General features: G+C 52.0%; 21 protein-coding genes. 14 read left to right on the top strand and 7 right to left on the bottom strand.

Features of this window, described 5'->3' with window-relative positions:
• Window positions 1-177 precede the first annotated feature (177 nt).
• A complete protein-coding gene (locus tag Q4579_RS10075) occupies window positions 178-969 on the top strand; it encodes a tRNA-(ms[2]io[6]A)-hydroxylase (RefSeq protein WP_303563700.1) in 792 nt (263 codons plus the stop codon).
• On the opposite strand, the gene Q4579_RS10070 is transcribed toward Q4579_RS10075, so the two are convergent.
• Window positions 905-2677, bottom strand: coding sequence for an SgrR family transcriptional regulator (locus Q4579_RS10070; RefSeq protein ID WP_303563698.1), 1773 nt, complete (start codon window positions 2675-2677; stop codon window positions 905-907). The genes Q4579_RS10075 and Q4579_RS10070 overlap by 65 nt on opposite strands.
• An 88-nt stretch (window positions 2678-2765) precedes the next feature.
• On the opposite strand from Q4579_RS10070, the gene Q4579_RS10065 reads away from it, so the two are divergent.
• The gene (locus Q4579_RS10065; protein WP_303563695.1) at window positions 2766-3980 is read left to right on the top strand and encodes an MFS transporter; all 1215 of its coding nucleotides are present in this window, start codon (window positions 2766-2768) and stop codon (window positions 3978-3980) included.
• A 97-nt stretch (window positions 3981-4077) separates the two neighbouring features.
• Here Q4579_RS10065 and topA read toward each other — a convergent pair whose 3' ends face one another.
• Window positions 4078-6708, bottom strand: a complete 2631-nt coding sequence (gene topA / locus Q4579_RS10060) for a type I DNA topoisomerase (RefSeq protein ID WP_303563694.1) — start codon at window positions 6706-6708, stop codon at window positions 4078-4080.
• Between the two features lie 511 nt (window positions 6709-7219).
• Window positions 7220-8281 carry a protease SohB gene (gene sohB, locus Q4579_RS10055; RefSeq protein WP_303563691.1) on the bottom strand — a complete coding sequence of 354 codons (1062 nt, stop codon included), beginning with the start codon at window positions 8279-8281 and terminating at the stop codon, window positions 7220-7222.
• Between the two features lie 196 nt (window positions 8282-8477).
• Here sohB and Q4579_RS10050 point away from each other — a divergent pair, with 196 nt between their 5' ends.
• Window positions 8478-9221: a YciK family oxidoreductase gene (locus Q4579_RS10050; RefSeq protein WP_303563689.1), complete on the top strand. Its 744-nt coding sequence runs from the start codon at window positions 8478-8480 to the stop codon at window positions 9219-9221.
• 80 nt (window positions 9222-9301) lie between these two features.
• Here Q4579_RS10050 and rluB read toward each other — a convergent pair whose 3' ends face one another.
• The 3 genes from rluB to Q4579_RS10035 all read right to left on the bottom strand — a co-directional run bounded on the left by rluB (window position 9302) and on the right by Q4579_RS10035 (window position 12048).
• Complete coding sequence (gene rluB, locus Q4579_RS10045; RefSeq protein WP_303563687.1) at window positions 9302-10300, bottom strand: 23S rRNA pseudouridine(2605) synthase RluB; 999 nt, start codon at window positions 10298-10300, stop codon at window positions 9302-9304.
• 243 nt (window positions 10301-10543) lie between these two features.
• Window positions 10544-11164, bottom strand: coding sequence for an L-threonylcarbamoyladenylate synthase (locus Q4579_RS10040; RefSeq protein WP_303563685.1), 621 nt, complete (start codon window positions 11162-11164; stop codon window positions 10544-10546).
• Window positions 11165-11205: 41 nt separating this feature from the next.
• Entirely contained in the window at window positions 11206-12048 is an 843-nt protein-coding gene (locus Q4579_RS10035; RefSeq protein ID WP_303563682.1) for a PHP domain-containing protein, read from the bottom strand.
• A gap of 270 nt (window positions 12049-12318) precedes the next feature.
• On the opposite strand from Q4579_RS10035, the gene aroF reads away from it, so the two are divergent.
• From aroF to gspS2, 11 genes are all read left to right on the top strand, one after another.
• Window positions 12319-13332 (top strand): 3-deoxy-7-phosphoheptulonate synthase, encoded by a 1014-nt coding sequence (gene aroF / locus Q4579_RS10030; protein WP_303563679.1) that lies wholly within the window; start codon window positions 12319-12321, stop codon window positions 13330-13332.
• Window positions 13329-14897: an anthranilate synthase component 1 gene (locus tag Q4579_RS10025; protein ID WP_303563675.1), complete on the top strand. Its 1569-nt coding sequence runs from the start codon at window positions 13329-13331 to the stop codon at window positions 14895-14897. Before aroF ends, Q4579_RS10025 begins: the two co-directional genes overlap by 4 nt.
• Window positions 14898-14907: 10 nt before the next feature.
• Window positions 14908-15528, top strand: a complete 621-nt coding sequence (locus tag Q4579_RS10020; RefSeq protein WP_303563673.1) for an aminodeoxychorismate/anthranilate synthase component II — start codon at window positions 14908-14910, stop codon at window positions 15526-15528.
• Window positions 15529-15541: 13 nt separating this feature from the next.
• Window positions 15542-16552 carry an anthranilate phosphoribosyltransferase gene (gene trpD / locus Q4579_RS10015; protein ID WP_303563672.1) on the top strand — a complete coding sequence of 337 codons (1011 nt, stop codon included), beginning with the start codon at window positions 15542-15544 and terminating at the stop codon, window positions 16550-16552.
• A 2-nt stretch (window positions 16553-16554) separates the two neighbouring features.
• Window positions 16555-17925: a bifunctional indole-3-glycerol-phosphate synthase TrpC/phosphoribosylanthranilate isomerase TrpF gene (trpCF, locus tag Q4579_RS10010; RefSeq protein WP_303563669.1), complete on the top strand. Its 1371-nt coding sequence runs from the start codon at window positions 16555-16557 to the stop codon at window positions 17923-17925.
• Window positions 17926-17983: 58 nt separating this feature from the next.
• Window positions 17984-19174 (top strand): tryptophan synthase subunit beta, encoded by a 1191-nt coding sequence (trpB, locus tag Q4579_RS10005; RefSeq protein ID WP_303563668.1) that lies wholly within the window; start codon window positions 17984-17986, stop codon window positions 19172-19174.
• A complete protein-coding gene (trpA, locus tag Q4579_RS10000) occupies window positions 19174-19980 on the top strand; it encodes a tryptophan synthase subunit alpha (RefSeq protein WP_303563666.1) in 807 nt (268 codons plus the stop codon). Before trpB ends, trpA begins: the two co-directional genes overlap by 1 nt.
• 258 nt (window positions 19981-20238) lie before the next feature.
• Window positions 20239-21543 carry a dicarboxylate/amino acid:cation symporter gene (locus tag Q4579_RS09995; RefSeq protein WP_303563844.1) on the top strand — a complete coding sequence of 435 codons (1305 nt, stop codon included), beginning with the start codon at window positions 20239-20241 and terminating at the stop codon, window positions 21541-21543.
• Window positions 21544-21726: 183 nt separating this feature from the next.
• A complete protein-coding gene (yciA, locus tag Q4579_RS09990; protein ID WP_303563665.1) occupies window positions 21727-22125 on the top strand; it encodes an acyl-CoA thioester hydrolase YciA in 399 nt (132 codons plus the stop codon).
• Window positions 22126-22224: 99 nt separating this feature from the next.
• On the top strand, window positions 22225-22527 hold the full coding sequence (locus tag Q4579_RS09985; RefSeq protein ID WP_303563664.1) for a YciI family protein: 303 nt from the start codon (window positions 22225-22227) through the stop codon (window positions 22525-22527).
• A 2-nt stretch (window positions 22528-22529) separates the two neighbouring features.
• A complete protein-coding gene (gene gspS2 / locus Q4579_RS09980; protein WP_303563662.1) occupies window positions 22530-22946 on the top strand; it encodes a type II secretion system pilot lipoprotein GspS-beta in 417 nt (138 codons plus the stop codon).
• Window positions 22947-22997: 51 nt separating this feature from the next.
• Here the strand turns inward: gspS2 and Q4579_RS09975 are convergent, their stop codons facing one another.
• A complete protein-coding gene (locus tag Q4579_RS09975) occupies window positions 22998-23942 on the bottom strand; it encodes a class I SAM-dependent methyltransferase (protein ID WP_303563659.1) in 945 nt (314 codons plus the stop codon).
• Window positions 23943-23966: the final 24 nt, after the last annotated feature.

Below are 23966 nucleotides of genomic sequence, written 5' to 3'. Positions count from 1 at the left end.
AGTATATGCAGACGAAAATGGAAATGTGATGTAAGAAACTCATTTTTTTGAGGCTAAGTTGTTCATTTCTGACTTGTTTGACCGAAGTCTGTCGGGGCATGATGAGCTTTGTTATAATCCGCCGACGATTTTCCCCTTCGACGGGAATCCCAGTTCAATTCTGTATTAAGACCACCTATGACAGACACACAACACCCGATCAACGAACTGCTGACTCCGGTTCGTCAGTTTCTGCATTGCGACACACCAGACAGCTGGATTGACGAAGCGTGCCGACCGGAAAACTTAAACGAGCTGCTGGTTGATCACTGTAACTGTGAGCTGAAAGCGAGCCAGACGGCCATATACCTGATCCGCAAATATGCCGTGGATGAAGCCAGCGGACAGGCACTGCTGGAATGGGCAAAGCCCTATGAAGACTTCGTGTATGGCAAATTGCGTCAGAAAGATGCGTTTCATGGCAAGAAAAACGGCCTGAGCGCACCGCTGACCGCAAAAGCGGATTGTCCGTACGGACAGGAACTGATCGACAAAATGGTTCGCCTGATCAAAGAAGAATTTCATCATTTTGAGCAGGTGCTTGAGATCATGGACAGCCGGGGCATCGCCTATTCCAGCCTGAATGCCGGACGCTATGCCCGCGGCCTGATGAAAGTCGTCCGCACACATGAACCAGCCACTCTGGTGGATAAGCTGATTGTCGGTGCCTACATCGAAGCGCGTTCGTGCGAACGGTTCGCCAAACTGGCACCCTTCCTGGATGAAGAACTGAAAAAGTTCTATATCTCACTGCTGCGATCAGAAGCCCGTCATTATCAGGATTACCTGAAACTGGCCGAACAGATTGCCGGAGAATCGATCACTGATCGCATTCAGATCATTGGTCAACGTGAAGCTGAGCTGATCAACAGTCCGGATGATCGCTTCCGTTTTCACAGTGGAATTCCGGCGACCGCTCTGGTGAACTGAACACCACGCGACTGAAATCGATCCAGCCATTTGCCAGCAGCGACACCCCGTTCAGATGGGGCCTGATACCCAGCTGCTGGCGGTTTTGCCATAACGGACGATAGAGTCCGCTTTCAACCAGCCAGCGCTCCACCTCCCCGAATGCTTCCAGCCGCTCCGCCTCGCTCTCAAACTGAAAAACCGTTTCCAGCTTTTGATGCAACACCTTCTGATGCCGGGTGCTCAGACAGACATTGAGCGCCGTGCTTGCTTTGAGCCATTCCATCCAGCTCAGGACTGAATCCTCCCCGAACACCTCGCCGGAGATAATGATATCCGCCTCTGCCAGCCGCTCGGCACGGTTAAAGTCCGGAAAGGTGTCGATACAGCAGGTTGCAGCAATCCCGGCAGCATTCAGTGCCGCGGTCAAAGACTCAGCCAGTGCGATATGATCGTGCAGCTGATAAGTCAGGACAACCAATGGCCGCTCCGGTGCAGGCAGTCCGAAGAGATCCACCGGCGGGCACTCTGATTGTTCAGGGGCTTGTGACTTCAGCATGCCCTTCGCAACCCGATAATCTGACAGGGCCATGCTCTCAGGCAACGGTAATTGCCGGAGAAATGCAGAAAGGCGCAGCCTGTGTGCCGGGGCCCGCATCCATTCCGACCAGTTTTCATTCAGTAAAACGTATTCACACCCCAGTTCCCAGGCTTCAAGCTGAGAAAACGGCGCTGTTTTCTCTGGCACCAGCCAAGGGTGGACAACATCACTGCTGAGATCAAAATCCATGGCCCGGTCACCAATGTTCCAGATTTCCACCGCATCCAGCCAGGGACGATACCCGTGATAGTGTTCAAAAGCGGTCAGCCGGGTCAGCCATTCTGTGGATTCATCCAGACGAAATGCGCCTGCCCCCAGCACTCGCCCATCGGGAGTCACTTTCGAAATACCGGCCGCTTTTTGTGTCAGCAGCGCTGGCACAAAATCCGGCGTTGCCTGAGTGACCAGTTTGAGACACAGCGGCGATAGCACATCAACCCGCTCAATACAGTCAAACAGCCGGACATTGGCACTGTCTGATGCCTTTAACCGTTCAAAGTGAGCCTTCACTTCTGTTGCAGTCAGAGGCGAGCCGTCATGAAACATCAGCCCTTTGCGTAATGTGATCAGCCAGTCATTACCACGTCGTTCCCAGTGCGCTGCCAGGTCACCCTCAATGCAGCCGGATCTCACATCCCGTTGAAGCAATCCGGCATATATATAGCTGCCCAGATGAACTTCCGTTCGCCGCGATAACTGTACCGCATCCAGATCATGAATGCCGCGATAAAACGGGATCCGCAGAACATCCTGATGGTGTTGCGCAGGCGTTAGGAGCGCCACATGCCCGGAGCGATGCTGTGCCAGATATTCAGCCAGTAGTCCCTGCCTTTCCTGAGCAGGCAGCAGGGCAGTTGCACGTTCGATCTGGTTCTGTGCCAATAAGGATAAAGCCGCCTGCCTGATCGTCGAATCGACCGGTTTCAGCAGACAAATCGTCGGCAGATTGCCCCGCCCGACCCCAGGTTGCCAGCGGATCCAACCTTCCTCAACCAGTTTTTTAATCACGATCTGAGCGTTGCGTCGGGTACAGGAAAGCACCCCGGCCAGATGGTCAAGGGACAGCCGCTGACGTTCTCCTACGGTCAACTCATCTCTCAGAAAAATCAAAGCTCGCCAATAACGCATAAAAGGTGAAATTCCTTATTTTCCTTTACACTTTTTCTTCTTCTTTTATCACGGATAATCACAAACCTCTGTGATGTAAAAGGAATTTATGATGACAACCACCACACAATCCCACTCAGGCATCTGGAAAGAACCCCGGTTTCTGATGCTCTTTTCCAGTGCCTTCTTTGCCGCTTTTGGGGCCAAAATTTACAGCCTGGCACTCCCCTTGCTGGTTTTTGATTTAACGTCTTCAGCGGAGTGGATGGGCTGGATGCGCGCAGTGGAGTACTTACCCAATCTGCTGCTGGCCCTGTTTATTGGCGTGTGGGTGGACAGAGTGAATCGCAAACACTGGTCGCAGGCCATGTTGATTGGTCAGTGCCTCTGCCTGCTGATCGCTTATACGGCAGTGGAATGGCTCGCAGAGCCGTTGTGGGCGCTTTTTCCTGCCGCCTTTCTGATGATGGCTTTCGACTACGGCTACCATAATGCCCGTCTCGGCATGATGAAGACTGCGCTGCCACAGGCATGGCAGAATACGGCCACCGCACGTTTCAGTACCCTGTACAGCTTTCTTGAAACGGTTGGCCCCGTGTTATCCGGGGCGCTGCTGCTGATGACGGCGATTCATCAGGTGTTCCTGCTGCTCATTGTGTTTTATCTGTTTTCTTTCATCCAATTGCACCGCATGTCGTTTGCCCCCGCCGAGCCGATCGCCCATCCGCCGGTGCTGACGGCACTCCGCGAAGGCTGGCAGGCGCTCACCGCAGACCGGGCAATGTGCCTGATCACTGCCGCTGTTGTGATCATCAATACCACCGGGGCTGTTTTTCATGTTCAGGCGATTTATTTTGCGAAAGCAACCCTGATGATGAGCCATCTGGAAGTCAGTTATCTGATTGCAGCCTCTGGCATCGGCGGGGCGCTGGGCGGACTGGTTGCAGACAAAATCAGAAAGCGCATGGGGCTGGGCTTGCTGCTGATTCTTTCGATTGCATTTGAATCCATTGGATTTGTGCTGCCAGCTCTGTTCCCGAGCGCGCCAGTCTTAGCCCTGTCTTTCTTCGTCATCAGCAGTATTGGTCTGATGAGCTCGATCTGCATCTGGAGTTACCGTCAGGAAGCCTTCAGCGACGCAGTGCTGGGGCGTGTGGCTGGCATCACGGGGTCACTGTTTAAACTGGGGATGCCGTTCGGGTTAGCAGCATCCGGGTATCTCGTGGCCGCGCTGGGGACTGATGTCCTGTTTTCACTGTGTTTTATCATTCAGCTCATCACTGCACTCCTGCTCTGCCTGACACATGTGAGAAACATGGTGTAATCCGCGAGGCTCAGCGAAACAAGAACACCGCTGATTCACACAATACACAGCGATAAAAAAACCGCCTTCATGAAGGCGGTTTTTTCTGATGTCTACATTACTTTTTCGCTTTCTTCCGCTTGTCGGTAATGATCCATTGTCCGGCATCATAAAGCGCGGTAAAACCTGTTGGCTTCCCGTCAACCTCCGAGCGCACATAATTTTCTTTGGTCTTCCGGCTGAATCGAACCACAGTTTTCACGCCATCCGGATCTTCCGCCGGCGCTTCCGTCAGGTACAGGAACTTCGGCGACAGCCTGTCTTTGAACCGAACCAGTTCTTCCACCAAAGGTGCACGGGTTTCACGAGATTTCGGGAACGTGCTGGCAGCCAGGAACAAACCTGAGGCGCCATCACGCAAAACAAAATAGGCATCTTCATCCTGAGTACAAGGCAGTTCCGGCAAATGTACCGGATCTTCCTTCGGCGGTGCCACTTCACCGTTTTTCAGGATTTTTCGGGTATTCTTACAACTCTCGTTGGTACAACCCATATACTTGCCGAAGCGGCCATTTTTCAACTCCATGTCTGAGCCGCATTTATCGCACTCAACCACAGGGCCATCATAGCCTTTCAGCTTGAACTCACCTTTTTCGACCTCGAAGCCATCACAGCCAGGGTTATTACCACACACATGCAGTTTACGGGTTTGGTCAATCAGATAAGCATCCATGGCGGTGCCGCACTTCGGACAGCGTTTCTTTGCTCGCAGTGCCGCAGTTTCAACGTCCTCTTCGAGAACGTTCACCACACCTTCTTCATCGCCTAGATTAATCGTTGTTTTACAACGCTCCTTTGGCGGTAATGCATATCCGGAACACCCCAGGAATACCCCGGTCGATGCTGTGCGAATGCCCATCGGACGTGAACAGGTCGGGCACTCAATATCGGTCAGAACGATCTTGTTCGGCTTCATGCCGCCCTCGTCCTCATCCAGCTCTGCCTTTTCCAGCTCACCGGTAAAGTCACTGAAGAACTTATCCAGCACAGCTTTCCAGTTGGCTTCACCTTCTGCAATCTTATCCAGATCGCCTTCCATACGAGCAGTGAAGTCGTAATCCATCAGATCAGCAAAACTGTCTTCAAGGCGGTCGGACACGATCTCACCCATCTTCTCTGCATAGAAGCGGCGCTGATCCACTTTCACATAGCCCCGATCCTGAATGGTCGAGATAATCGACGCATAAGTCGACGGACGGCCAATCCCGCGCTTCTCCAGTTCTTTCACCAAGGCAGCTTCCGTAAAACGAGCCGGTGGCTTGGTAAAGTGTTGTTTAGGTTCCAGTTGCTCAAGAGACAGGATATCGCCGACCTGAACCATTGGCAGCGTGGTGTCTTCATTTTTTCCGGATGGGCGCTGAACTTTCGTCCAACCGGCAAAACGCAAGGTCCGGCCTTTGGCTTTCAACGTGAAATCATCTGCCTGAACAGTAATGGTACTGGAATCATATTGGGCCGGCGTCATCTGACAGGCCACAAACTGACGCCAGATCAAGTCGTACAGCTTCACTGCATCCTGATCCATGCCTTCAAGATCAGCAGGCAAGGTATCCACATTGGATGGACGAATCGCTTCGTGCGCTTCCTGTGCGTTTCCTTTACTGCCATAAACCGTTGGATTGGCAGGCAGATAGCTGTCGCCATATTCTGAGGCAATATAGCCACGAACCGCTTCAACCGCTTCTTTGGACAGATTGGTCGAGTCCGTACGCATATAGGTAATATAACCCGCTTCATACAGACGCTGTGCCAGACCCATGGTTCGCTTCACACCGTAGCCCAGGCGCGTACTCGCAGCCTGTTGCAGTGTCGACGTAATATAAGGTGCAGAAGGTTTACTGCTGGTTGGTTTGTCTTCGCGTTCAACCACTTCGTAGCTAGCTTTTTCCAGCAACGAGACCGCTGCATCCGTGTCCGTTTTATTCTCCGGACGGAAGTTTTTGCCAGCTTGCTGGGCAACCATCAGCCGTAAAGCGTCTTTGCCGCCAGTCAATGTATTGGCGTGAATATCCCAGAATTCTTCTGGAACAAACGCTTTGATTTCACGTTCCCGCTCGACAATGAGCTTCACCGCAACAGACTGAACACGTCCTGCAGACAGGCCACGGGCGACCTTCTTCCACAGCAGCGGCGAAACCATGAAACCAACCACCCGATCCAGAAAACGGCGGGCTTGCTGGGCATTCACACCATCCAGATTGAGTTCACCAGGCTTTTCAAACGCCTGCTGAATTGCATTCTTGGTGATTTCGTTGAAAACGACACGTTTATAGCGTTCCTCATCGCCGCCGATGAGCTCACGAAGGTGCCACGCAATGGCTTCTCCTTCGCGGTCCAAATCCGTTGCGAGATAGACATAATCAGCATTCTCGGCCAGTTTTTGCAGCTCTTGGACGACTTTTTCTTTACCGGGCAGCACGGCGTAATGCGCTTCCCAATCTTTATATGGGTTCACACCCATTTTATTGATCAGCGCCTTCAGCTCTTTCTCTTTCTTGACTCGTGCTTTCTCATCAACGCTCAGTCCTTTCGTCGACGTTGCAGCGGCTTTTTTTCCTGTGCTGCTAGTGCCCGTCGACAAATCCCGGACATGACCAACGCTGGACTTTACGATGAAATCCTTACCAAGGTACTTATTAATCGTTTTTGCCTTGGCGGGGGACTCCACAATAACGAGAGATTTACCCATATGACTCTATTACGTCCTCGTGCTTGCGAAATTCTCAAATAAAAACATGTAGTTGCACGCTAAAAGTTACAGTGTACGCACGGCAACGCTCTTACAATATTGGGCTACTATACAAGAAGGTCAACCTGTTTTTAATAAATTCAGACTGATTGCTCGACCCTTCTACACTTGTAAACACAGTGTTAAGTGCACCTGTTTTTTCAAATCATCCGTGACATTTCATTCAATGATGTCCGAATTCGGGCTGGCGCAGATCATTACCACCTCGTCAGCGGTTTGACTATTCTCACCCCATTTTATTTGTACCAGCTCACATAATTTTCCAGAAATGGACAAGGAAATGACGATTTTCGCACGGTTTATGTGCATCCAGATGAATTCCTTGAATATTCAGCCTCTATATCGTCAATGAAACGACGAGGATACCGAGATAATCAATGACTCTGTTCTTTCAATCGAATTACGCTGAAAAATATAACCCGCACGAAGCGGGTTATATCTGGGTCCATGTTTACATGACAGGTCGCTGTCCGCGGCCAATCCATTTCAGTAATAAATGATCCGCCGCTTCACCGCCGGCTCCTGCCAAGCGTTCCGCCAGCTTTTTACGCTGAACGAAGCGAACTTGCAAGACTTCCCGGTCCTTACAGGCAGACATAATAAAGTCATCACTGGTGCCTATCTGATCGACCAGACCCAGTGCAAATGCCTGCTTACCAAACCAGTGTTCACCGGTTGCCACCTTTTCCAGATCCAGTGCCGGACGGTGTTCTGCAATGAAATCTTTAAATAAACCATGGGTTGCTTCAATTTCGGTCTGAAACTTTTCGCGGGCTTTGTCGGTGTTTTCACCGAACATGGTCAGGGTACGTTTAAACTCACCCGCTGTGATTTGCTCAAACTCAATATTATTCTTTTTCAGCAGCTTATTGAAGTTGGGCAGTTGAGCAATCACCCCAATCGATCCCACCACGGCAAAAGGTGCCGAGATAATATGATCCGCCACACAGGCCATCATATATCCGCCACTGGCAGCCACTTTATCAACAGCAATCGTCAATTTGATTCCCGCCTGTTTCAGACGGTCCAACTGAGATGATGCCAGACCATAGCCGTGCACCATGCCGCCGCCGGTTTCCAGTCGCAGCAGAACCTCATCCCCTTCAGTGGCCACCGCCAGAATTGCAGAAACTTCTTCACGAAGGCCTGCCACTTCTTTTGCGTCGATACTGCCATGGAAATCCAGTACAAAAAGTCTGGGTTCACGGGCAACCGATAATTCACCCGACTTCGCCGCAGTCTTCACTTCATGCTGGCGGGCTTTATTTTTCTCTTTTTCGCTTTTTTTCTCTGCTTTTTCCCGCGCTTTCAGCAAAGGTTTATCAAACAGATGTGATTCAAGATGATGAACCGTCTCTTTATATTGTTCAGTCAAATCGGTGACTTCAAGGGAGCCTTTTCGTGGGCCGTGACGACCGCCTGCGCTTTTTACAATGACCAGTATCGCAATGATTGCGACAACGACGGTCGCGATTTTGGCCAGAAAAAGTCCGTAATCAAACAAAAAATCCAAAAGAAGTTCCTCAATATCGGGTTTCGTTTCATTGTAATACCAATCCAATCAAGCCTCTAGGGGCGAATCGCTTTGATTGACCACAATCTCTTCGAGTGAACCGACGCTTTTTACAATCAACGGCCCCGTTGGGTTGTCACATCGGCCAGAGAGCACCTACAATAGCGGCAAAATGCCCGACCAAGAAGGATATCAAGTGAATTATCAAATTGCGGCCGACTCGCTGAAAGATCGAGTCATTCTGGTCACCGGTGCCGGTGATGGTATCGGCCGACAAGCTGCCCTCAGTTATGCTGCACATGGTGCAACAGTCATTTTACTGGGCCGCACCGTGTCCAAACTTGAAGCCGTGTATGATGAGATTGACGCACTGGGCGCGCCTCAGCCCGCCATTATTCCCCTGGATATGAAAGGTGCAACCAAACAAAACTATCTGGATATGGTGGATACCATCAAAGATCAGTTTGGTCGTTTGGATGGTGTGCTGCACAATGCCAGCCTGCTGGGCGTTCTGAGTCCCTTTGACCAGTTGGGTGAAGACACCTTTGATGAAGTGATGCACGTCAATGTCAAAGCACAGTTCCTGCTGACGCAGGCGATCATGCCGCTGATCAAAGCATCTGAAGATGGCCGGATCATCTTTACCACGTCAACGGTTGGCCACATTGGCCGGGCGTTCTGGGGTGCCTATTCCATGTCGAAATTTGCGACCGAAGGGATGATGCAGATCGTGGCAGATGAATTGAGCAATACCAATGTCCGCGTCAACGCCATCAATCCGGGCGGTACCCGAACCGGCATGCGTGCAAAAGCCTTCCCGGCTGAAGATCCGAAAACACTGAAAACCCCCTTGGATATCATGCCGCTCTATCTGTACCTGATGGGTCCAGAGAGCAAAGATGTCAACGGTCAGTGTATTGATGCGCAGTCAAAAGACTAATCTGACCCCTTAGCATAGAGATAAAAAAGCCGACCTGTCAGGGTCGGCTTTTCATGGTTCTTTATTCAGACTGCAGTCTGTTACTTGCTGCGCGTTCGCGGCTTAGCAGGCTTATTCTTCAACGGATTCCGTCGATTTGCAGCATTTCCGGACGGCTTACGCTTGGGGCTGGCTGGACGCTCTGTTGCTTCAGCCTGCTGACCACGGGTTGAGGACCGACGGCGGCCACCCCGTGAATCATCCGTCACACGCTCTTCGTGACGACGAATGGCGCGACGAATCTTACGGGCGCCTTTCTTCCGTTTCTGGCCTTCCACCGTCAGATGCGTCCGGCTTTCAGCAGGCAGTTCAACCACTTCACGCAGATAGTTCACTTCCTGCAGTTCCAGTTCCATCCAACCGCCGCGCGGCAGATCTTTGGTCAGGAAAATATCACCGTAACGTACACGCTTCAAACGGCTGACCGTGACACCCTGGGAGTCCCACAGACGGCGTACTTCGCGGTTACGACCTTCGGTAATCACCACGTAGAACGTATGGTTCATCCCTTCACCACCGGCGTAAACAACATCTTCGAAACGGGCCATGCCGTCTTCAAGTTCTACGCCGTTGACCAGATTTCTGACCATCTTCTCAGTGACTTCACCGAATACACGAACCATGTATTCCCGCTCAACACTGCGGCTTGGATGCATCAACCGGTTTGCCAGTTCACCATCGGTTGTGAACAGCAGCAACCCTGAAGTGTTCGCATCCAGACGACCCACAGAGACCCAGCGCCCTTCTTTCAGGCGAGGCAAGCGATCAAAAACCGTTCTGCGGCCTTCCGGATCGTGTCGGGTACACAGTTCACCCTCAGGTTTGTTATAAGCAAGCACACGGCAAACTTCTTCAGAAGGCTTGACCAGATCAACTTTGTGGCCGTCAATGCGAATCAGGACATCCAAATTCTCAAGACGATCCCCTAACTGGGCTTTACGGCCATCAATACTGACGCGCCCTTCCTGAATCATCATCTCGACTTCACGGCGAGAGCCCTGACCGGAACGTGCGAGAACCTTCTGTAATTTTTCACTCATCAGACAAACCTTTGTCGCCTTCACAGGCGTCGAAACATTCTAAAAACATCACCGTACCGCTCATTTTTCAGATACAAACCGGACGGGATACCCGCCATCCATCAATAATTGATAATGGCGTCAATAATTTTTCAAATCAGCCGTGAATTATGCCAAAAATCTGCGACTGATACCACAGAAAAAGCAGGGAGAATCCGAAGGAATTCGGCCTCTCACACTGCTTTCGTATGGTCAGCGCCCGGCTCACTCAAATGGCGTCGTATCACCTGCGCCTTGACGGACAATTTCAACGCTGTCGTTGCTGAAATCGATCACAGTCGTTGGCTCTTCTCCGAGGATACCGCCATGAATAATCAAATCGACCGCGTGCTGCAATGCGTCCCGGATCTCCTCGGGATCGGACTCCGCCGTTTGATTTCCAGGCAGGATGAGGCTGGTCGACATCATGGGTTCACCCAAGGCATCCAGCAACGCCAGCGCAATTTCATTGTCCGGGACACGAATCCCAATGGTCTTCCGCTTTGGATTCATTAAACGGCGCGGGACTTCTTTCGTCCCTTTAAAGATAAAGGTGTAAGCCCCGGGCGTGTTGTTTCTCAGCAGACGGAAAGCATCGTTTTCAACCCGTGCATATATCGACAGTTCAGACAGATCCCGGCATAACAAGGTGAAGTTATGTTTCTCGTCCAATTTCCGTATACGGCAAATTCGGTCTAAAGCCTGTTTATTGGCGAGCTGACATCCCAGCGCATATCCTGAATCCGTCGGGTAAACAATCACACCGCCATTTCGGACAATCGCAACCGCCTGACTGATCAGCCGCGCTTGCGGGTTGTCTGGATGAATATAAAAAATTTGGCTCATCGCTCCTCCTGACCTGCGCCCAACGTCGGCACAGGCTTACTTCATTCTTTTTCAAGGCCCCAGTCTTGCCAAACGGGCACCGAAGCTTTGGGTAACCACAGATTACGGCCCAACTCTGTCCAGGGCGACGGATAGTGAAAATCAGAGCCTTGCGAAGACAACAGACCGAATTGTTCGGCATAGTCAGCCAGATTCCGGCGCTCCTGCTGCGCCTGCTGAGGCTGAGCGACTTCCATCGCATCCCCACCGGCTGCAACAAAATCTGCCAGCAATCGTTTCAACCATTTCGCGGTCATATCATACCGACCCGGATGGGCCAGCACGGCCTGACCACCCGCCTGATGAATCGCCGCCACCGCTTCTGCAATGCTGCACCAGTTCGGCGGAACATACCCCGGATTCCCCCGGGTCAGGTACTTCTTAAACACGGCCTGCATGGTTTTAGCATGCCCGTTTTCCACCAGCCATTTCGCAAAATGAGCCCGGGTCAGGGTTGCTTCGCCAGCCAATGCTTTTGCACCTTCATAGGCACCAATAATCTGATTTTTCGCCAGCCGCTCGCCCATCAGAACCGCACGATTCTGACGCCGTTCAGCCTGTTCCGAAATCAGCGATTGCAGTGCTGGATGTGCCGGATCGATGTTGAGCCCGACAATGTGAATATCAAAATTATTCCAAACTGTCGATATTTCAATTCCCTTGACCAAGGTTAAGGCCAAATTCTGCGCATCAATTGCCTGCTGTGCAATTGCCAGACCTGCGACGGTGTCGTGGTCAGTGATTGCCAGCACATCCACTCGGAATTCTGCAGCCCGGCAGACCAGGTCTTCCGGGGATAAACGGCCATCAGAGGCCGTTGTATGACTATGTAAATCAAACAACATAAAAAGAAAGTCTTGACATAATATTCTTGAACTAGTTTACTAGTACACAGTTACTCACTGAACACTTCATCACTCAGGTTCTGACTATGGTACAGCAAAAACATCATCAGCTTCGCGCTTTCTTCTCTTGGTGGTGGCACAACCTTTAGCGGGTCGTGAAAGTTGCTGTGCACGCTGCACACAATCATGAACCCGCCTGAAGCGGGTTTTTTTGTACCTGACAACGAAACAACATACGTATTTTCAATTTTGGCTAGTAAGGACAACACCATGATTATCGTACTGAAACCAAGCGCCACCGAAGCACAGGCAAAAGACATCCTGACCCGCATTGAACAAGCCGGCCTGAAACCATTATATATGCCGGGCGTGGAACGCATCGTGCTGGGGGCGCTGGGTGACGAGCGTGTGTTGCAAAAGCTGAATCTCGAAGCCAACCCATGCGTCGAGAATATTAAGCCCATTCTGACCAAATATAAGATGGTCAGCCGCGAAGTTCAGGCCCACGATACTGTGGTGCGCTTCGGTAACGCTGCCGTGGGTGGCAATAAATTTGCCGTGATTGCCGGTCCCTGCTCTGTGGAATCGGAACAGCAGTTACTCTCTGTCGCTGAAGTAGTGAAAAAACACGGTGCCGTTGCATTACGCGGTGGTGCGTACAAGCCCCGGACCAGCCCCTACGATTTCCAGGGCATGGGTGTTGAAGGCCTGAAGTTGCTGAAACAAGCCAGCCAAATGCTGGATATGCCGACCGTATCTGAAGTCATGGAAGTCGGTCAGATGCCGGCCATGTGTGAATACATTGACTGCCTGCAGATTGGTGCCCGAAACATGCAAAATTATGCTTTGCTTAAAGCTGTGGGTGAAAGTAAAAAGCCCGTTCTGCTCAAGCGTGGCCTTTCTGCGACGATTGAAGAACTGCTTTTAGCGGCAGAGTACATTTATGACGCTGGCAACCCGAACATCATCCTGTGCGAGCGTGGTATCCGCACCTTCGAAACGGCAACCCGCAATACGCTGGATCTCAACGCCGTTGCCTACCTAAAACAAAAAACACATCTGCCGGTCGTTGTTGACCCTAGCCATGGTACGGGTGTTCGTGAACTAGTAATCCCGCTCTCCCGCGCTGCTGCGGCAGTCGGTGCGGACGGCATCATCGTTGAATCGCATCTCAACCCGGGTGAAGCCCTGTCTGACGGCCATCAGGCCCTGACCGGCCCCATGTTCGAGCAATTGATGCAAGAACTGAAACCTTTTGTAGAAGCCGCAGGTAAATCACTATGAAAACCACGCCATTCGCTGTCGGTGAGCTGGATGTCCTGAGTTTGGATGTCCCTTATGTTGCTGACCCAACGGAACTCTACTCCGCCATCTGTGGCGAGCGTCCTCATAATCTCCTGCTGGAGTCGGCTGAAATCGACTCCAAAGAAGATTTGAAAAGTCTGATGCTGATCGATGCTGCCGTTCGTATCGTCTGCCGGGGTCGCGAAGTTCATCTGGAAGCACTGACAGAAAATGGCGTGAATGTTCTTGAGGCGGTGAAAGCCAATGTCGCCGGGAACATCGGAATCACAGCAGATGACAGCACGGTGATCCTGACTTTCGAAACCCATGGCAGAGCCATCGACGAAGACAGCCGTTTACGTCAGTCCTCGCCTTTTGATGCGCTTCGCTTGATTCAGCAAATTTTCCATCAGCCTTCTCAAGCCCGGGAAGCGTTGTTCCTGGGCGGGCTGTTTGCCTATGACCTGGTGGCCAGTTTCGAACCTCTACCGACAGTTGAAGAAGGTAATCGCTGTCCGGATTACCTCTTCTATGTGGCAGAAACACTGCTGATCGTTGATCACCAGCGTCGAAAAGGCACTTTGCAGGCCACCTTATTTGGTGGTGAGCACTTCACCACCAGTTACTTTGAACTGAGCCGCCGGTTGCAGCATATCAAAGAACAATGCCTGGAGCCGGTCGCTCTGCCAGCAGCGCAGCAACTGGAACGCTGTGAACCGGAAGTCAGTATCAGTGATGAAGACTTCTGCCAAACCGTTGAGCAACTCAAAGAATTTGTGGTGCGCGGCGATGTTTTTCAAGTGGTGCCATCGCGTCATTTTCGACTGCCATGCCCTTCACCACTGAATGCTTACAAAGCGCTGAAAATTGGGAACCCAAGTCCGTATATGTTCTATCTGCAGGATGCCGATTTCACCCTGTTTGGTGCTTCTCCCGAAAGTGCACTCAAATACTGCACCCAAAGCAATCAGGTGGAAATTTATCCGATTGCCGGGACTCGGCCACGTGGCAAGCGGGCAGATGGCAGCATTGATCTGGATCTGGATGGCCGGATTGAACTGGAACTGCGCTGCGACAAGAAAGAAAACGCCGAGCACATGATGCTGGTGGATCTGGCCCGAAACGATGTGGCCCGTATCAGCCAGCCGGGGACCCGTTATGTCGCGGATCTGCTGCAAGTGGATCGCTACAGCCATGTCATGCATCTGGTATCCCGTGTCGTCGGCCAGCTCCGTGATGATCTGGATGCCCTGCACGCCTATCAGGCCTGTATGAACATGGGGACCCTGACCGGTGCACCGAAAATCCGGGCCATGCAACTGATTCGGGATGTCGAACAACAACGTCGTGGCAGCTACGGCGGCGCCGTGGGATATCTGACAGGCCATGGCGATATGGACACCTGCATCGTCATCCGCTCGGCTTATGTCGAAGATGGAATTGCAAGCGTTCAGGCAGGCGCCGGTGTGGTCTATGACTCCGTCCCTCAGGCAGAAGCCGATGAAACGCGAGGTAAAGCGCAAGCCGTCATCACCGCCATTCGCCAAGCACACAGTGCGCAATAAGGAGCCGAACATGAACCCGACCATCGACATTGTTTTACTGGATAACTTCGACTCTTTTACTTACAACCTGGTTGATCAGTTCCGTGCTATGGGTCACCCGGTCACCATTTTCCGGAACAGCCTGAATGCCGAACAAATCGAAGCCGCACTCAACGAAAAAGCGAATCCTGTTCTCGTGCTCTCACCCGGCCCGGGCGCACCGTCTGAAGCGGGCTGCATGCCTGAGCTGATCAAACGCGTGGCAGGTAAAGTGCCCATGATTGGCATCTGTCTGGGTCATCAGGCCATCGTGGAAGCCTATGGCGGCACCGTGGCAGGCGCTGGCGACATTGTTCATGGCAAAGCGGCACAAATGCAGCACACCGGCCATGCCGTCTTTGGTTTATTGCCAAGCCCGATGACCATCGCCCGCTATCACTCACTGGTGGCAACACAGGTGCCGAGCGCACTCTCGGTGATCGCCGATGTTGAAGGCCTGGTCATGGCGGTGACTCATGAAGAAGACAACGTGTGTGGATTTCAGTTTCACCCGGAATCCATCCTGACCGCACAAGGCGCACAATTGCTGGCAAATACCCTGCTCTGGGTCACGGGCCAATCCAAAGTTCAGACCAAATTATCAAGTTGTTAAGAGGGACGCCCAGATGAGTCATTCTATTTATCAGATTACCGAAAAGCTCTATGACCAGCAGACGCTGACACAGGCCGAAAGCCAAACGCTGTTTGATGCCATTATCAAAGGTGATGTAGAGCCAGCACTTCTGGCCGCGATTCTGACCGCACTGAAAATTAAAGGGGAAACGCCCGAGGAGCTTGCAGGGGCTGCCACGGCCATGCTGGCGAACGCCGCACCATTTCCACGCCCGGATTATGATTTTGGAGATATCGTCGGCACAGGCGGTGACGGTGCAAATACAATCAATATCTCCACCACCGCAGCCTTTGTTGCAGCGGCCTGCGGGGTAAAAATCGCCAAACATGGTAACCGCGGGGTTTCCAGCAAATCCGGATCGTCCGATCTGCTGGATAAATTTGGTATCAATTTAGCCATGAGCGCGGCAGAAGCCCGAGCTGCGCTGGATGAACAAGGCGTGTGCTTCCTGTTCGCCCCGCAATATCACAGCGGTGTCCGCCATGCCATGCCTGCCCGTCAGGCCATGAAAACCCGCACGATTTTTAACTTGCTGGGTCCGCTGATTAACCCGGCCCGCCCGACCATTGAGCTGATGGGTGTTTATGATGCTGCACTGGTTCGCCCGATTGCAGAAACCATGATTGCGCTGGGCATGAAGCGGGCCGCGGTCGTTCACGGCAGCGGGTTGGATGAAGTCGCCATTCACGGCACGACACAGGTCGCAGAAATCATCAATGGCGATATTCGCGAGTATACGCTGACCCCGGAAGATTTCGGCTTGCAATCCCATGCATTAGATGCGATTAAAGGAGGGGAACCCGAAGAGAATCGTGCCATTATCACCAATATTCTGACCGGCAAAGGCACAACAGCACAACAAAGCGCTGTTGCCGTCAACGTTGCGTTGCTGCTTCGCCTGTTTGGTCAGGAAGACCTGAAAGCGAATGCGCAGCAAGCCATGGAAGTGATGCAATCCGGCAAAGCTTACCAACTGGTCACGCAACTGGCCGCACGAGGTTAAGCATGGAAACTGTACTCGCCAAAATCGTCGCAGATAAAAAAATATGGGTGGAAGCGCGCAAAGCCCGCCAGCCCCTGGACTCATTCATCGCGGACCTGACCCCGAGCGACCGGGATTTTTATCAGGCACTGAATCAGGATGGCGCCGCCTTCATTCTGGAATGTAAAAAGGCATCACCGTCAAAAGGCCTGATCCGTCAGGACTTCAATCTGGATCAAATTGCTCAGGTATACCGTCAGTATGCCCATGCGATTTCCGTCCTGACGGACGAAAAATATTTTCAGGGCAGTTTTGATTTCCTGCCTCAGGTTCGTCAGCAAGTGACACAGCCGGTGCTGTGTAAAGACTTCATGATCGACCCCTATCAGGTCTATCTGGCCCGCCACTATCAGGCGGATGCGATTCTGCTCATGCTGTCTGTGCTCAATGATGATGAATACCGCGAACTGGCTGCGCTGGCAGAAACCCTGAAACTGGGCATTCTGACCGAAGTCAGTAATGAAGCAGAACTGGAACGTGCAATTGCACTGAAAGCCAAAGTGGTTGGCATCAATAACCGGAACCTGCGGGATCTGAGCATTGATCTGGAGCGCACCAAACAGCTGGCTCCCCGTCTGACAGAAGATACCATCGTCATTTCTGAATCCGGCATTTATACCAACCAACAGATCCGGGATTTGTCTCAGTATGCCAATGGCTTCCTGATCGGCAGTTCCCTGATGAGTGAAGACAATCTGGAACTGGCGGTGCGCAAGGTCCTGCTGGGAGAACACAAAGTCTGCGGCCTCACGCATCCGGATGATGCCTGTGCAGCCTATCAAAGCGGCGCTGTATACGGTGGCCTGATTTTTGTAGAAGGCTCTCCCCGTGCGGTGGATGCTGAACTCGCCCGGCTGGTGATGAGCGGTGCACCCCTCAAATATGTGGGCGTTTTCCGGAACGCCGATCCAGAGGCTGTCGCCAAGCATGCCAATGCATTAAAACTGGCAGCGGTTCAGTTGCATGGCGATGAATCGCCAGCATATGTTACTGCCCTGAAGTCTCAGTTACATGAAGGTTGTGAAGTCTGGAAAGCCCATGGCATTACCGATTCTCTGCCGGATCTGTCCGCCTGGCCCGTTGATCGCCACCTGCTGGATACTCAGGTGGGCAATCAAAGCGGCGGAACCGGCAAGACATTCGACTGGTCAGTGCTGGCGCAATGTCCGCAAAAAGAGCAAATCATGCTGGCGGGTGGCCTCGGACCAGAGAACGCACAACAGGCAGCCCAGCAAGGGTGCCGCGGACTGGATTTTAATTCCGGCGTTGAAAGCGAGCCCGGCAAGAAAGACAGACAAAAATTACTGACGGTGTTTCAAAAGCTGAAGCCTTAACCACCTTTCAGCAACAGGGGATCACCCACACTGTTCACACAAATAGGACTGCAAACACATGAGCAAACTTGACCCGTATTTTGGCGAATTTGGTGGCCAGTTTGTGCCCCAGATTCTGGTTCCGGCACTGGATCAGCTGGAAGACGCATTTATTGATGCACAAAAAGACCCGGCATTTGAACAGGCGTTTTTAACCCTGTTGAAAGAATATGCGGGTCGTCCAACGGCGCTGACCCTGTGTCAGAACCTGACCAAAGGCACGAAAACCAAACTTTACCTCAAGCGTGAAGACTTGCTGCACGGCGGCGCCCATAAAACCAACCAGGTGCTGGGTCAGGCGTTGCTGGCCAAGCGCATGGGTAAAGATGAGATTATTGCTGAAACCGGTGCGGGTCAGCATGGCGTCGCAACTGCACTGGCCTGTGCGCTGCTCGGTTTGAAGTGCCGCATTTATATGGGCGCGAAAGACGTTGAACGTCAAAGCCCGAATGTCTTCCGGATGAAATTGATGGGTGCCGAGGTGATCCCGGTTTACTCCGGCTCCGCAACCCTGAAAGATGCCTGTAACGAGGCCATGCGCGACTGGTCTGCCACTTACGATAAAGCACATTACCTGCTCGGTACTGCCGCTGGCCCACATCCGTTCCCGACCATTGTCCGCGAGTTTCAGCGCATTATCGGCGAAGAAACCAAAGTCCAGATTCGGGAGAAAGAAGGTCGCCTGCCAGATGCTGTCATTGCCTGTGTGGGCGGTGGTTCCAATGCCATCGGCATATTTGCCGACTTTATCAAAGAGACATCAGTCAAACTCATTGGCGTTGAGCCTGCCGGGAAAGGGCTGGATACGCCCATGCATGGCGCCCCGCTCAAACACGGCAAGCTGGGGATTTTCTTTGGGATGAAAGCGCCTCTGATGCAAGATGAGCATGGACAGGTCGAAGAATCTTACTCCATTTCTGCCGGTCTGGATTTTCCGTCCGTGGGTCCACAGCACGCACACCTCAATGCAACTGGCCGTGCAGAATACGGTTCTGTCACCGACGATGAAGCACTGGATGCTTTTCAGGCACTGGCCCGTCACGAAGGGATTATTCCGGCTCTGGAATCAGCACACGCACTGGCTTATGCACTCAAGCTGATCCAGGAAAATCCGGAAAAAGAACAACTGCTGGTGGTCAATCTTTCTGGCCGCGGCGATAAAGATATCTTCACCGTCCATAAGATTCTGGAAGAAAAGGGAGCGCTGTAATGGATCGTTATCAAGCTTTATTCAGCCGTTTGGCAACGCAACAGGAAGGTGCTTTTGTCCCCTTTGTCACGCTGGGCGATCCAACACCGGAGCTCTCTCTTCAAATCATCGACACACTGGTGGAAGCAGGAGCAGATGCACTGGAGCTGGGCATTCCGTTTTCAGATCCGCTGGCCGATGGCCCAACCATTCAGGGAGCGACGATCCGGGCACTGGACGCTGGCACCACGCCGGACACCTGTTTTGAGATTCTGAAGCAGGTACGCGCCAAATATCCGGCCTTACCCATTGGCCTGTTGATGTATGCCAATCTGGTGTTTGCCGGTGGCATTGACAACTTTTATCGTCGCTGTCAGGAAGCCGGAGTGGATTCCGTTCTGGTTGCCGACGTCCCGGTGAATGAATCTGCCGAATTCAGAGCTGCGGCTGAAAAATATGGCATTCACCCGATTTTCATCGCACCACCGAATGCCGATGATGCCACGCTGAAAACAGTGTCCGACTTGGGTGGCGGCTACACTTACCTGTTGTCCCGTGCTGGGGTGACCGGCGCAGAAACCAAAGCCGGGATGCCGGTGGAACATTTGCTGAAAGCACTTCGCGACCATCAGGCTCCTCCTGCATTGCTGGGCTTTGGCATTTCTGAACCCGCGCAGGTTTCGGCAGCCATCGCAGCAGGTGCAGCAGGTGCCATTTCCGGCTCCGCCGTGGTAAAAATTATTGAGCAGCATCAGGACAATCCAACTCAGATGCTCCACACACTCAGTCAGTTTATTCAAAGCATGAAACTGGCCACAAAACGCTGAATGCGTACTTTCCTCATCCCTCTGGTTAACAGCCGTTAATCAGGGGGCTGCAATATCCACTCGATAACATTTCCATAACCTCCCTGCCACCCGCATAAAAACCGAGATGCATATTGAGATTTGCCGTCACGGGTCAAACACCATCAATTTACCAACAGAAGTAGAAAGTATCAGCCTGAACCATTGATTATCGCATTATTCTGCTGTAAAAACTCCTTTCGCAAAACTTTGACTCAAAGTCAGCAACATTTACGAAACATAAAACTTTCGCGATTTAACAAATTTCAAAATAAGGTATTCAAGGTGCTTAAACAACAAGGACTACTTGGTAACATCGGGGTACAGGTTGTCATCGCCATGTGCTTGGGGGCACTGGCTGGTGCATTGATGGAAGAGTCTGCGAGCATGTTCGCGCCACTGGGTAGCATTTTCATCCATCTGATCAAAATGCTGGTCATCCCACTGGTGGCTGTTGCCATTATTTCCGGCGCAGCCAGCCTGGGGAACAGCCAATCTGCCGGTAAAATCGGCCTGCTCACACTGGGGTTCTTTGGATTCACGTCTGCCGTTGCTGTGGCATTGGCGCTATTCATGGGTGAAATGCTTCAGCCTGGGGTTGGCGTTGACCTGACCAATGTTCAAGGAATGTTTGCCAATACCTATGCCGACAAAGGCGACCTGCCTTCATTCTGGGCAACTATTCTTGGGATGATCCCAACCAACATTTTCCAGTCTCTGAATGAAGCCAACATTCTGCAAATTTTGGTCTTCTGCATGTTTTTCGGCCTGGCAGTCTCCAAACTGGAACAGGATCGCCGCGCTCCCCTGCTGAACGGTGTGAATGCGATTGTTGATGCCATGGTGTGGATGATCAACGTTGTGATGAAGATTGCACCGATTGGTGTCTTCGGTTTGATGGCTGACGCTGTCGGTGCCTTTGGCTTTGATGCACTGATGGTCGTATTCAAACTCTTTGTCGTCTACATTGCTGCCATTCTGGTTTACGGCTTCGTCTTCTACCCGCTGATGATTCAATGCTTCAGCAAGACTTCGCCGCTGAAGTTCCTGTCAGCCATGAAGAAACCTCAGGCCGTTGCACTGTCAACAGCGTCATCAATGGCTACCCTGCCAGTGACCATGGAAACCTGTGAAGAAGAACTGAAAGTGAAAAACAGCACCGCCGCTTTCGTGCTGCCGCTGGGCGCCACCATCAACATGAGTGGTAACGCGATTTACTACGGTCTGGTTGCGGTTTTCTTTGCTCAGCTGTTCAACATTGAGCTGGATATGGCTGCCTACGTCGCCATTATCGTGACCTCAACGCTGGGTGCCGTGGGTCAAGCTGGCGTACCAGGGCCGTCTTTCCTGGTTGTCGCAGTGCTTCTGGCTGCTGGTATTCCAATTGAAGGCCTGCCACTGCTGTTCGCGCTGGACCGGATTTTCGACATGATTCGTACTGCGCTGAACATCACGGGCGATGCTGCCTGTGCTGTCATTGTTGACAGCCTGGTCAAAGATGAGAAAGCAGAAGATCTGCCAATGGCGACTCAAAAAGAAGCCTGATCTTATCCGCTAAAGCATCAACAGAGGCTGCCATTTTGGCAGCCTTTTTTCTATCCGGGGCTCACCATCCCAACTTTCGTTCAAACTTACATCGGTTCTGGGTCTGACCAGGCGCTTTCCGCTTGCAAGGTGAACCATAATTGATGAACATATAAATACCTGTTCCAATCAACCTGTAAAATGATGAATTCAGAAAATAATGTTCCTCGTGGCCAGTTATTACTGCGCACTCTGGCAATGCCTGCTGATACAAATGCCAATGGCGATATTTTCGGTGGCTGGATTATGTCGCAACTGGATTTAGCCGGTGCGATTCTGGCGAAAGAAATTTCCCGGGGCAAAGTCGTGACCGTGTCTGTCGACAACATCGTTTTTAAAGCCCCTGTCAGTGTGGGCGACGTGGTCTGCTGCTATGGCGAATGTAAACGGATCGGCAATACTTCCCTCTCGGTTGCCATGGAAGTCTGGGTGAAGCCGGTCGGCCATGACGGCATTGGTGAACGCTACAAAGTCAGTGAAGCGACTTTTAATTACGTTGCCATTGATGCCAATGGAAAACCGCGTCCAATCAAGCAGAACTGACGGAATGCCTGAACAAAGCCCCTTGGCCCTAGTTCGGGCTTTTTCTTTCCGTTATGATAACCGCTGCATTTTCACCACAAGTACAGGGAGACAGAACGAATGTGGTACGTGATTTTTTCTCAAGATGTTGAAAACAGCCTCGAACGCCGCCTGAGTGTCCGCGAAAACCATCTGGCTCGCCTGAAAGCGCTCCAGGATGAAGGCAGACTGCTGGTTGCCGGACCCATGCCAGCCATCGACAGTGAGAATCCAGGCGAAGCGGGCTTTACCGGCTCGACCGTGATTGCAGAATTTGACTCACTGGAAGCCGCAAAGGCCTGGGCAGATGCGGATCCTTACATCGAAGCGGGCGTTTATGACAACGTCATCGTGAAACCATTCAAAAAAGTACTGCCAGCTTGAATATGCGTATTCGAACAACCTTAAAAACGGGTCTCCTCGCAACGGTCGCAACTTTGTTGCTCGCCGGTTGTGCGAAATCCCCCGATGAGCTCAATCATGAATTGGCTGAACGCCGGGCAGCGGTGATCAACTCCAAAGCACCCTACCCGAAAGTGGATCAGTACCAGATCATGAAAGCCAAAGCCCGCCAGAGCATCGTCGAAATTACCATTCTCTATGGGGGCGGTGGCAAGACCTCTCCAACCAAAGCGGCGCAGGCTGCAGCAGAAAGCTTCTGTACCGATCCGGAACTGACCCCGATGGTCAGTGAAGGCTTAGGCTATCTGATTGAAATTCTGGACATGCGGGGCAGACCTGTGGTCCAGCAGCCGATCAATGCCCAGTTCTGCCAGCAGATCGCACCTCAGGGCGCATCCTAACGATGAGAAGCACCAGGGCCGGTAACATGTTCCGGCTCTGATGTTTTAGCCTTAAGCGTCAGCACGGCTGAACACCATCACTTTTAATGCACTCTCTGAATCTAAATCACCAAATTCCGGCGGATTATCGAGCCGAGTCTTCAAGACCAGTGCCGGCGCTTCCTCGGCCATACCATCCACCAGGAACTGCGGCGACACCGCAGGCGAATTCACACACGCCAGCACCTGTCCCTGCGCTGTCAGCATGTCCGGTAATCGACGCAGAATTTTGGCGTAATCTTTGGTCAATGCAAAACTGCCTTTCTGGAACGAAGGCGGATCAATCACAATCAGATCATAAGGCCCTGCTTTTTTCAGTTTGCCCCAGGATTTGAACAGATCATGCCCGAAAAAGCTCACCCGGCTAAGATCATGCTGATTCAGACGATGATTGTCGCGCCCCCGGCTTAAAGCCGCTTTGGCCATATCCAGATTCACCACCTGTGTGGCACCACCCGCAATTGCCGCGACAGAAAAGCCACAGGTATAAGCAAACAGATTTAAAACTTTTTTCCCGCGCGCCTGTTCCATCACCCAGCGGCGACCATAGCGCATATCCAGAAACAGACCGTTATTTTGTTTCTGACCCAGATCCAGCAGAAAGGTCAATCCGTTTTCAGTCACCTCCTGCATGGTTTCCATGGCGCCCCAGATCACTGCCATCGGTGATCCTTCTCTGTCTCTGTGTTGCAGCAACAATGAAGTTGCCCCGGATTGTTGCCAGCATTCTGAGGCTGCCAGAACAGCCAATTGTGTTTGCAACGCATCCAGAAACTCAGGTGTGGGTTCTTTAAATAAAGACACCAACACCTGACCGCCCAGCCAGTCAACCGTCAGTTGTTCCAGTCCTGCCCAGCATCGCCCTCGGCCATGAAACAGGCGACGGACTTCTGTCGGCGGTGACACCAGTTGCGTTTGTAAATGCTGAAAAAGTTGGGGTAAAGCAGAAACGTCCATCGAACACCGTCGTCAGTTAAACAT

The sequence above is a fragment of the Photobacterium sp. 1_MG-2023 genome (assembly GCF_030547945.1).
Classification (GTDB): domain Bacteria; phylum Pseudomonadota; class Gammaproteobacteria; order Enterobacterales; family Vibrionaceae; genus Photobacterium.
This window is presented reverse-complemented; position numbering and strand designations above follow the sequence as displayed.